General features: G+C 55.1%; 10 protein-coding genes. 4 read left to right on the forward strand and 6 right to left on the reverse strand.

Annotation, left to right across the window (positions count from 1 at the left end):
* Positions 1 to 290: 290 nt before the first annotated feature.
* Positions 291 to 2,327 carry a TonB-dependent receptor gene (locus HKD28_RS06805; RefSeq protein ID WP_194267663.1) on the forward strand — a complete coding sequence of 679 codons (2,037 nt, stop codon included), beginning with the start codon at positions 291 to 293 and terminating at the stop codon, positions 2,325 to 2,327.
* Here the strand turns inward: HKD28_RS06805 and HKD28_RS06810 are convergent.
* The 6 genes from HKD28_RS06810 to HKD28_RS06835 form a co-directional block, all read right to left on the reverse strand.
* Positions 2,317 to 3,693, reverse strand: coding sequence for a sensor histidine kinase (locus HKD28_RS06810; RefSeq protein ID WP_194267664.1), 1,377 nt, complete (start codon positions 3,691 to 3,693; stop codon positions 2,317 to 2,319). The genes HKD28_RS06805 and HKD28_RS06810 overlap by 11 nt on opposite strands.
* Position 3,694: 1 nt before the next feature.
* A complete protein-coding gene (locus tag HKD28_RS06815; RefSeq protein ID WP_194267665.1) occupies positions 3,695 to 4,396 on the reverse strand; it encodes a response regulator transcription factor in 702 nt (233 codons plus the stop codon).
* Between the two features lie 135 nt (positions 4,397 to 4,531).
* Positions 4,532 to 5,428 (reverse strand): glutathione-dependent disulfide-bond oxidoreductase, encoded by an 897-nt coding sequence (gene yghU, locus HKD28_RS06820; protein ID WP_194267666.1) that lies wholly within the window; start codon positions 5,426 to 5,428, stop codon positions 4,532 to 4,534.
* Positions 5,425 to 6,144: a glutathione S-transferase family protein gene (locus HKD28_RS06825; RefSeq protein WP_194267667.1), complete on the reverse strand. Its 720-nt coding sequence runs from the start codon at positions 6,142 to 6,144 to the stop codon at positions 5,425 to 5,427. The genes yghU and HKD28_RS06825 overlap by 4 nt, the downstream gene beginning before the upstream one ends.
* A 101-nt stretch (positions 6,145 to 6,245) precedes the next feature.
* A complete protein-coding gene (locus HKD28_RS06830; RefSeq protein WP_194267668.1) occupies positions 6,246 to 6,923 on the reverse strand; it encodes a peroxiredoxin-like family protein in 678 nt (225 codons plus the stop codon).
* A gap of 103 nt (positions 6,924 to 7,026) precedes the next feature.
* Positions 7,027 to 7,239, reverse strand: coding sequence for a hypothetical protein (locus tag HKD28_RS06835; RefSeq protein WP_194267669.1), 213 nt, complete (start codon positions 7,237 to 7,239; stop codon positions 7,027 to 7,029).
* A 114-nt stretch (positions 7,240 to 7,353) separates the two neighbouring features.
* On the opposite strand from HKD28_RS06835, the gene HKD28_RS06840 reads away from it, so the two are divergent.
* From HKD28_RS06840 to HKD28_RS06850, 3 genes are all read left to right on the forward strand, one after another.
* Entirely contained in the window at positions 7,354 to 8,250 is an 897-nt protein-coding gene (locus tag HKD28_RS06840; protein WP_194267670.1) for a LysR family transcriptional regulator, read from the forward strand.
* Positions 8,251 to 8,448: 198 nt separating this feature from the next.
* A complete protein-coding gene (locus HKD28_RS16045) occupies positions 8,449 to 8,808 on the forward strand; it encodes a transposase (RefSeq protein WP_207728893.1) in 360 nt (119 codons plus the stop codon).
* A gap of 127 nt (positions 8,809 to 8,935) precedes the next feature.
* The gene (locus HKD28_RS06850) at positions 8,936 to 9,328 is read left to right on the forward strand and encodes a hypothetical protein (protein ID WP_194267671.1); all 393 of its coding nucleotides are present in this window, start codon (positions 8,936 to 8,938) and stop codon (positions 9,326 to 9,328) included.
* Positions 9,329 to 9,478 lie beyond the last annotated feature (150 nt).

Raw genomic sequence — 9,478 nt, forward strand, 5'->3', positions numbered from 1 at the left:
GGCAACTTGGCATTGTCGGGAGGTGAGAAGAAATGTAGCCAATGCGAGTCATTCGCATCTGGAATTAAAGCATCATGCCTGCCCCTCTGCATTTTTCTCGTCTCCGCTCGTGTTCGTTTCTGTTGGGATGTCTTGCAGGAACAGTTTTGCAGTCCCGTGCTTATGGCGCGTCGACAGATGATTTGCCTTCGTCTGGTCAGAACACTGCTGCCCACGGGCTGAATTATCAGGGCAGTAAGGTCTCGGGCGGGCAGGAGCGTTTGACGGTATGGGGGAAGAATCATCCGCAATTGACCGGGACTTCTCCGAATAAAAAACTGACGGCGTCTTTGCTGGATACGCCGAGATCCATTTCCGTGGTGACGCAGGAGCAGATGAAACTGGTCAATGCGACGTCGTTTGAAGAGGCCATGCGCACTGTCCCGGGGGTCAGTTTTCGGGGTGGGGACGCTTATGCCGTGCCGGGCGGGAATTATCCTGTCATTCGTGGATTTGGGTCTTACAGCAATATGTTCATCGATGGCCTGCGCGATAGTGGCGTTAGCCAGCGCGAGGTTTTTGATGTTGACGAGATGGAGGTCTTGAAAGGGCCGGGGTCTGTGTATGGGGGGCGTGGTGGTTTGGGTGGGCAGATTAATATCACGACGAAAAAAGCCCAGCTTGGCAGCCTGACATCCGGGCAGATCGGTTTTGGTACGGCGTCCTACAAGCGTGGAACCGTTGATATTAATCGCCAGATTGGCTCTTCCACGGCGTTTCGTTTGAATGCGATGGGGGATGATGGTGATACGGCAGGGCGGGCGCCAGCGGGTGGGCACAAATGGGGTGTTGCGCCTTCCCTGTCATTCGGGCTTGGCACACCGACCCGGCTGACGTTGGGGTATTACCATCTCTATTCATTCGACATGCCGGATTATTCAGCGCCTTATAGTAAAACGACGCATGAGCCGCTGAATATTCCCCGGCATACGGTGTTGGGATTGCAGGATCGCGATTTTGAACGGAGCACCACGGATCTGGGGCAGATCATACTTGAGCGTGATTTGTGGCATGATTTCGTCTTTCGCAATACGTTGCAGTGGACCAGTACGCAATATGATTACATTGCGACCAACCCCCAGTGGCAGAGCGCGTCTCCGGCAAACCAGACCATTTTGCTGGAGGCGAAATCAGGACTTTTCCATACGGACAATTTTCAGGAACAAGCCATGGTGTCGGGGAAATTCGATACCGGATTTATTCATCATGCGATCAATACGGGAATTGAAGTCTCGCGTGAGCGTCTGACCCGTAATGAATATTACATCAAGGATTCTGCTGGAAATAACCTCCGGAATGGCGGTCCATGCACCGTCGCTTATAACTGTATTCTCGCACCGAATGCAGGGCGCTGGAGTTCATCAAATCCTTGGACAGGCTCTTATTCTGTTGGCGAGCCTGGGATCGCGCCTTTGAATACCAATGTCGATACCGGGTCTGCCTATGCGTTTGATACGATGAGCATGTGGCACGATCATCTGTTGATTAACGGAGGCGTGCGGTTCGATCGTTTCATGACGTCTGCCGTGCAGGGGAATGTGGGTCTGAGTAATAATCAGAGCTTCATCAATTATCAGGCCGGTGCGGTTTATAAACCGATCAAGCCGGTCAGTCTGTATTTCTCGTATGCGACCGCGTCCAACCCTGTGGGTGTGGATGCAGGTGCGGATGGGCAGATTGCTTTGTCGACGGCGAATACCAAGCTGGCGCCGCAGAATGGCAAAAACATCGAAGTTGGAGCGAAAGCGGATCTGTTCAACGGTCGTTTTTCGATCACCGGATCTCTGTTTGACGGCAAGATGACGAATGCGCAGGTTTCTGATGGATATGGCAATCAGATCAATGCGGGAACCCAGCGGGTTCGTGGTGCTGAGATCAACGTTGCGGGGAACATAACGCCACGTTGGGAAATGTTCGGCGGCTGGACGTATCTTGACAGTACGGTTCTCAATGGTGGGCCAACGCATGCGAATGTGGGGAAGCGGTTTCCGTATACGCCGGGAAATTCCGTGGCGTTGTGGAGCACATACCGCGTGTTGCCGCATCTCAAGGCGGGCGGTGGTATTACATATATGAGCAAGCGCTATACCAACGTTAATAATCTGACTTGGGTGCCGGAATATGTGCGCCTTGATATGGTTGCGGATTATCAGATTACACGGACTCTGGATCTTCAGGCCAATTTACAGAACCTGACAAACAAGCGTTATTATGATCGGATTTATACCAATTACTCGCGCATCGCTGCGGGGCGTGCGGTGACGTTCCAGTTGAGTTTCAAGATGTAGGGAGAATGATCTCGCAGCGGAGGCCGGGATGATTATCCGCAAGCCGGATCGAGCCTCCGTGCAGGTTCACGATGGCCCGGACCATGCTGAGGCCTAATCCGGTGCCGGGGACGGTTCGGCTGGTGTCGAGCCGGACCATCTTTTCGAAAACGCGCTCATGGTCTTCGGCGGGAATGCCGGGGCCATTATCTGAAACGGTTATGATGATCCTGTTGTTCTGCATGCGAGCTGACAGAGTGATAACCGTTCCGGATGGCGAATGGTTGATGGCATTTTCGATAAGGTTGGAGAGTGTTTGTGTTAAAAGGATGCGGTTGCCCTCAAGTGTCAGGTTTTGGGCGGGGCTGAGAATTGTCAGTGTCTGTTCTTGTTCCTGTGCGACGGGCTGATAGAGGCCAGCGAGCGTGTTGAAAAGATCTGCAACGACCAGTGTCTGGCGATCGGGAATACGGTCTCCGGCTTCGAACTGTGCAAGTCTTAAAAGAGACGAGAAAATTTCCAGTGCGTCCTGAAGATTGTTTTGCGCCTGTGTGATCGCAGTGTTCTGGATGTCATGGGTCGTGGCGGTCTGGGCCTTGTCGAGATTCTGGCCCAGTCGTGCCAGAGGGCGGCGCATATCATGTGCGATGTCGTCACTGATCTGACGGACACTGGCGATCAGTATTTCGTTTCTGTCGAGCATGGCGTTGAGGCTGTGGGCGAGATGATCGAATTCGTCGCCTGTTCCATTCAGGGCAAGTCTTTGGGAAATATCGCCTCGCATGATTTTGCGTGCCGTCTGGCTGATGACTTCAATCCTGCCGAGCACAAGGCGGCTGAGGAGAAATCCGCCGCCCAGTCCGATCAGAAGGAACATGAGTGCGCTCCAGGCCAGTGTCAGCCAGAGATCGTGCCGGAGCGACTGGAGAGGGGTTGCGTCAATTCCAACAAAGAAGTAACCGCCGTCATTCAGTGCGGTTCCGTAACCGATGACAGGATGATGGTCAGGCGGGTGCGTCCGATGCGTCCATGACAGCCATCTCCAGCCCGTGATGGGGCGCAGATGAAACATATTTCCGACGACAACCTGTTCCTGCGCATTCTGTAGCAGATAGTAAAATCCTGGTTCGTTCAGGACCAGTTCTTTGACCGTGGATTGCAGATGTGTGACGTCTTGGCCCTGTGCTTCGGACAGGGCTTCGTCGCGTTCATTTGCGACAATGCGCTTTGTCTGCTGTGAGAGCAGGCGTTGGCTGTGATAGCCGGAGAGCGCGGTTACGGTTATGCCTGTGAAGAGAAAGCACCCCGCGAACATGGCGATGATCCGAAAGGATGAGCTGCGTAAAACCGGCAGGCGGAGCGGGGCGCTGTGAAGAGAGGCTGGCATGCTAGATGCGCTTCAACATATAGCCCTGTCCCTTGAGTGTCTGGAGGAGGGGCGGGGCGTCTCTGCCCAGACGTTCCCGCAGCCGACTGACATGGGTGTCCACCAGATTGGTATGGACTGGAAAGTCGATGTCCCACACGGCTTGCAGTATCATTTCGCGTGACAGTGTCATGTGTGGGTGTCGCATGAAATATTCCAGAAGTTTGAGTTCCTGCGCCTGAATGTAGAGTTTTTCTCCACCCCGGCGGACTTCACGCGTCAGGAGGTCAATTTCAAGGTCGGCAAAAACCAGACGGGTCTGATCATAGGATTGCTGTGTTCTGCGCAGCAGATTTTCGAGACGTGCGGAGAGTTCCTGAACGGAAAAAGGCTTCACGAGGTAGTCGTCGGCGCCGTTTCGCAGTCCGGTGACACGGTCATGAATTCCGTCCATTGTTGTCAGGAACAGGACGGGCGTCTGAATACCGATGGCGCGCAGGTCTTTGAGGATGGAAAGCCCGTCGAGGCGTGGCAGGCGTCGGTCGAGGATAATGCAATCCCAGTGGCCTGATATGGCCGTGTCTTTACCCTGTTGTCCATCCGCAACGATGCTGATTGTGGTGTGCGGCCCTGACAGGGCTTTTTCAATGTAATCGGCTGTATCCAGATCATCTTCGATCAGAAGGATAATATTCTGGGGATGTGACGGAGGCGCGTTCATCATGTCCTGCCGAGTGATGGTGCAAAGTTGTATTTTCAGCCGATCGAGCGCTCCAGATATAATAGGAGTGTGTGGATGGAATGTCAGCCCTGCATTACGGCAAGGCTGACATCGGGAAAGAGGGCCGTAGCGGTGAGGTCAGGGCTTTGAAGAGTTTTCCTTTTGCCTCTCAAGGCGATCCTGCGTTTTTGTCTCGAAATCGGAAGCGTCGTGACGTTCATGAAGCTGGCTGGAGAGGGCTCCGGATGTCCGGTTGACCATCCGTCCACGTTGCACGGCTGGGCGTTCCAGAAGGCGGTCTGCCCATGCCTTGAGGTGGGGATAGTCCTGTACGCTCAGGAACGTGGCCGCATCATTGTAGAGCCAGCCTTCCACCAGGCCACCATACCACGGGAAAATGGCCATATCGGCGATTGTATAGTCTGGCCCTGCTATGAAAGGACTTTCCGCAAGGCGCCGATCAAGCACGTCCAGTTGCCGTTTGGCCTCCATGGTAAAACGATTGATCGCGTACTCGATTTTCTCCGGGGCATAGGCATAGAAATGTCCAAATCCGCCGCCGATATAGGGCGCGCTGCCAACCTGCCAGAAAAGCCAGTTCAGGCACGTTGTCCGATGCGCGATATCTTTGGGAAGAAAGGCACCGAATTTCTCGGCCAGATACAGCAGGATCGATCCGGATTCAAAAACGGCCAGAGGCTGATCGCCGCTATGATCGACAAGAGCCGGAATCTTGGAATTGGGATTGATGTCCGTAAAGCCGGAGCCGAACTGGTCGCCTTCGCCGATACGGATAAGCCATGCGTCATATTCGGCCTGCGTGTGACCCGTAGCAAGCAGTTCTTCGAGCAGGATCGTGACTTTCACTCCGTTGGGCGTGCCCAGGGAATAGAGCTGGAGGGGGTGTCGTCCGACAGGGAGCGTTTGTTCGTGTGTCGCGCCTGCTGTCGGGCGGTTTGTGCTGGCGAATTTGCCGCCGCTTGGTGCCGTCCAGGTCCAGACTTTGGACGGCGTATAATCGGAAGGTTCGCTCATGACACTGTTCCTTTTGACGCTGGGGAAAAACTGGTCGGGTACATGGCCTGACGCGCCTCTTCGTCCATTGTGGTTTTGAAGGCGTGTCCGCTCATAATGGCTTGCGCGTGTTGAACGGCCGGGCGAGCATTGATCATGTCCATGAAACGGACAAGATTGGGCCAGCGTTCAAGAGGACGGTCTTCAGCGTTCATGACTCTTACGGCCCGGTCCAGCCAGCCCCATGCGGACATATCGACGATGGTATAACGATCGCGGACGATGAAAGATCGCCCTTCCAGATGATCGTTCAGAACCTGATAATGCCGTTCTGCTTCCCGGCGATATCGATTGACCGCGTAGTCCAGCCCTTTGGGGGCGGCATGCTGGAAATGCACAGCCTGTCCTGAGAAAGGGCCGAGACCTGTTGCAATAAACATCAGCCAGGACAGAAGCTGGGGACGGTCCTGCGCTTCTCCGACGAATTGTCCCGTTTTTTCGGCGAGGTAAAGGAGAATGGCTGTGGAATCGAACACGATCGCAGCCCTGCCCTCTGGACCATCCGTATCCACGAGGGCCGGCACCTTGCCATTGGGATTGAGGGCCCGAAATGCGGCATCATGCTGGGCGCCGCGATAAGTATCGACGGGTCTGGCTTTGAAGGGCAGGCCGGTTTCAGCCAGAAACAGCGCAATTTTGAGCGGGTTCGGGCCCGGACCATAGTAAAAATCAATCATGTGCCACTTCCCTTGGGCCAATACAGGAAAAATTTTTGTCTGATGGCGACCGGGATGACCCCGAACGAGAAGGTTATACCCGGACGCCAGAAGACTAAGGGTCAGTTTGCCGGAGACTGGGCAGCTTTCCGAAGGGCAGGGAGCATGTCTTCCGGTTCCGGGCGGCGGGTATAGTCCGGATTGACCTCGGCATAGAGGATCACACCGTCCTGTCCGATAACGAAACGGCCGGGCATCGGCAGGGTCCAGCTGTCGTCACCGTTGAAGGACGGAAGATCGTTTTTCAGGTTGGTGTAGAGGTCGACGAGGTAGTCCGGCAGCGCGAACCGCAGGCCGAATGCGGCTGCAACGTCGTTATGCGTATCTGACAGGATCGGGAAGTCGAGATGGTTCTGACGGACCGATTTGCGGCTGTTCACGGCTGTTTGCGGGGAAATGGCAATCAGGTTCGCGCCCAGTTCGCGGAAAGACGGAAGCGCCGTTTCAAGGGCCTGAAGTTCCATGTTGCAGTACGGGCACCACACGCCGCGATAGAAGCTGATGACCAGCGGGCCTTTGGCCAGCAGATCGGCAGAGGACACCGGATTGCCATCCGGATCGTTCAGCGTGAAAGACGGCGCCTTGTCGCCAGCTTTGAGAGCTTTTTCGGCTGCACCTGAAGCGACCAGTTCAGCGGTCGCACGATGCATGACTTCGATGACTGACGTGGGAACATTGTAAGGCGGCTTGCCTGCTTCGAAGTCCGCTTTGAAGGCATCGAGTTTTGCTTGAAGAGACATTGTTCTTTCCTTTGGAATGAGGCGACGCCTGACGTTAGGGCGACTGCGTTTTTCAGGGATGATGGCATGGAGGACTATTGGTCATTCCGTGCCGGAATAATCGTCAGCTGGAGATTCCGGCGCTTGGGCAATCGGTGGGTCCGTAAAGCCTCGGTGCTGCGTCGGTAAGTTTTCCACGATCTGAAGATGACGGGCCGGAAATGACATGCCCGATTAGGATCGAGACGACGTTCAGCAGGCTGCCTGACAGGTGAAAAGCCAGAAGACTGTCGGTGACGATGGGGCCGGACATGGTGCGTATGAGTGAACCGAACATCTCTGAGATCCTGCAAAACCCGGTTTGTCCGGGGTGATGCACAAGAGATGCCTATTCCATACTCGACATGTCAGATGGCTTGGGGCGATAAGGATCATTCCCTGGAGGAATATCATGGACCGTTATCAGGCAATGGCCACGTTCATCCGCGTGGTGGATACAGGCTCGTTCTCGGCAACTGCCCGGCAGCTTGGGGTGGGGCAACCGGCGGTGTCCAAGACCATCGCACAGCTTGAAGCCCGTCTGCAGGTGAGTCTGCTGATCCGCTCCACGCATGGTTTGACGCCGACCGAGGCAGGGCAGAATTTCTACGAGCGGGCACGCAATGCCATTCAGGAGGCTGATGAAGCGGAACTTGCAGCCAAGGGAGCGGGTGCGGGTCTGTCAGGCCGGTTGCGGGTTTCCGCGGCAACGACATTCGCACGGCTGCACATTATTCCGGAATTGCCGAGGTTTTTGGCAGAACATCCCCACCTGACAGTGGAGATCATTCTTGATGACCGAATGATCGACCTTGTGGCGGAAGGCGTCGATATTTCCCTGCGGATGGGAACGCTTTCGGATTCCACCGCCATCGCCCGGAAGGTCGTAACGGGTCGACGTTCTGTTCTTGCCACGCCTGCCTATCTCAAGCGTGCCGGAAGGCTTCGCTCTCCTGCGGATCTGGCGAACCATGAAGCCATTATTTATAGCCAGTTACCGAGTGTGTGGTCATTCCTGCGCGATGGTGCGGCGGTGTCGGTGTCTGTCAGCGGACGGCTCAAGGTCAGTGCGGCCGAGGGGCTGCGGGCGGCCGTTCTGGCGGATATGGGCCTGACCATTGCGTCGGACTGGATGTTTGCGCCGGAACTCGAAAACGGAGCGGTCGTGCGTGTTCTCGAAGCGTGGACTCTGCCTTCGATCGATCTCTGGGCTGTCTTTCCCGCAGGACGGATGATGACAGCCAAGGCGCGCCATTTCGGAGATTTTGTGGAAAGCATCATGAAGGCCGCAGATGTTTCGCCTGTGTGAAAGGCGCGGTGTTAGGGTGTGTTGACAGAAGGTCTTTTCAGGCTGTTTGGGACGTGATTCAAAACTGGTCTTTGCGGAGACCTGTAGATACGTGTCGATCTGACGGACGAGGAATGGGCAATCATTGGCGGCTTACTGACGCCTGAAAATGGCCGTTTCTAACGACCAGAACAGGATAATCGCCTGTTTTTCAATGGAATGCTTTATGTCCTGCGTGTCGGTTGCCCATGGCGGGACATGCACGCGCGCTACGGAACATGGAACTCGGTCTATGTCCGGTTCCGTCGATGGGCTGAGCAAGGCGTCTGGGATGCCTTGCTGGAAACGCTGGTCGAACTCGGCCTGACCGATGACTGGCAACACATGATCGACAGTATGCTCGTTCGAGGTCATAGCCAAGCAGCCGACGAAAAAGGGGGACCCATAAGGAGAACACAGTCTCTATGGTTGCCTGATCTTCACTGTAGGCCTCGACCGCTTCTTCTACACAGGCGCCGCTTGGCACCCCTAAGAGCACTAGTCTGCCGGGCTGAAGGCGCCCTTCGCCCCCCGTCTTGACACCTGCAGGCCAATGTCCCTGAATCCCCGCGTTGGCGTTATTGGGGCTTCGTGCATCACAACCCAAACGGTCGAAAAATACATTTCCATCTGGCGCAGTGTTGCAAGCCGCTTTAAATGAAGAAGAATGATGCGAAGTGCGCGGCATAGCGGAGGGAGTCTGGTCTTTTGGCCGCTGGTTCTGCTTGCCATCATTATTCGCCTCAGCGTTGGAAGTCTGCCTTTACCGCAGTTCCTGCTCAACGATCCGTTAAAACAGTTCACCAACTTGTCGACCCTTTGCGACAGCCAGGATTTTGGTCCGCATAGTCCTGATCATCATCACGCAGCGGATGTTGGTGATGGGATTGCAGTGGTCGACGACCTGCTGACGATCCTGATAATCGGATGCGTCGCTGCTGTTTTCCTCGTCATGTCTGTGACAGGGCGGAGTTTTTTCTGGTGTTTCCCGCCCGTGCGGGGGCCTCCTCTATGGCGGCTATCGGGCATTTATGCTCAAGGACCTCCTAACCTGATCTGACAAAAACTTAGCGCCTTTATCGCATCTGCGATGGAAGGCTTTCTGCGTTTTTCAGATCAGAACGAACACATGAATACTTCTTTTGAATCAAGCCGGCCTCTCGGCTCGCTGGTGCTTGGCTGCGTTTTTCTTGGAGCCTTTCCAGCTCAT

It is taken from the genome of Gluconobacter cadivus, from assembly GCF_015244745.1.
In the GTDB taxonomy this organism is placed as follows: domain Bacteria; phylum Pseudomonadota; class Alphaproteobacteria; order Acetobacterales; family Acetobacteraceae; genus Gluconobacter; species Gluconobacter cadivus.

Bases quoted from the DNA above. Each gene is read 5' to 3' on its own strand.
- HKD28_RS06810 (WP_194267664.1), bottom strand. From the start codon at position 3,693: ATGCCAGCCTCTCTTCACAGCGCCCCGCTCCGCCTGCCGGTTTTACGC.
- HKD28_RS06815 (WP_194267665.1), bottom strand. From the start codon at position 4,396: ATGATGAACGCGCCTCCGTCACATCCCCAGAATATTATCCTTCTGATC.
- yghU (WP_194267666.1), bottom strand. From the start codon at position 5,428: ATGAGCGAACCTTCCGATTATACGCCGTCCAAAGTCTGGACCTGGACG.
- HKD28_RS06825 (WP_194267667.1), bottom strand. From the start codon at position 6,144: ATGATTGATTTTTACTATGGTCCGGGCCCGAACCCGCTCAAAATTGCG.
- HKD28_RS06830 (WP_194267668.1), bottom strand. From the start codon at position 6,923: ATGTCTCTTCAAGCAAAACTCGATGCCTTCAAAGCGGACTTCGAAGCA.
- HKD28_RS06835 (WP_194267669.1), bottom strand. From the start codon at position 7,239: ATGTTCGGTTCACTCATACGCACCATGTCCGGCCCCATCGTCACCGAC.
- HKD28_RS06840 (WP_194267670.1), top strand. From the start codon at position 7,354: ATGGACCGTTATCAGGCAATGGCCACGTTCATCCGCGTGGTGGATACA.
- HKD28_RS16045 (WP_207728893.1), top strand. From the start codon at position 8,449: ATGCTTTATGTCCTGCGTGTCGGTTGCCCATGGCGGGACATGCACGCG.
- HKD28_RS06850 (WP_194267671.1), top strand. From the start codon at position 8,936: ATGATGCGAAGTGCGCGGCATAGCGGAGGGAGTCTGGTCTTTTGGCCG.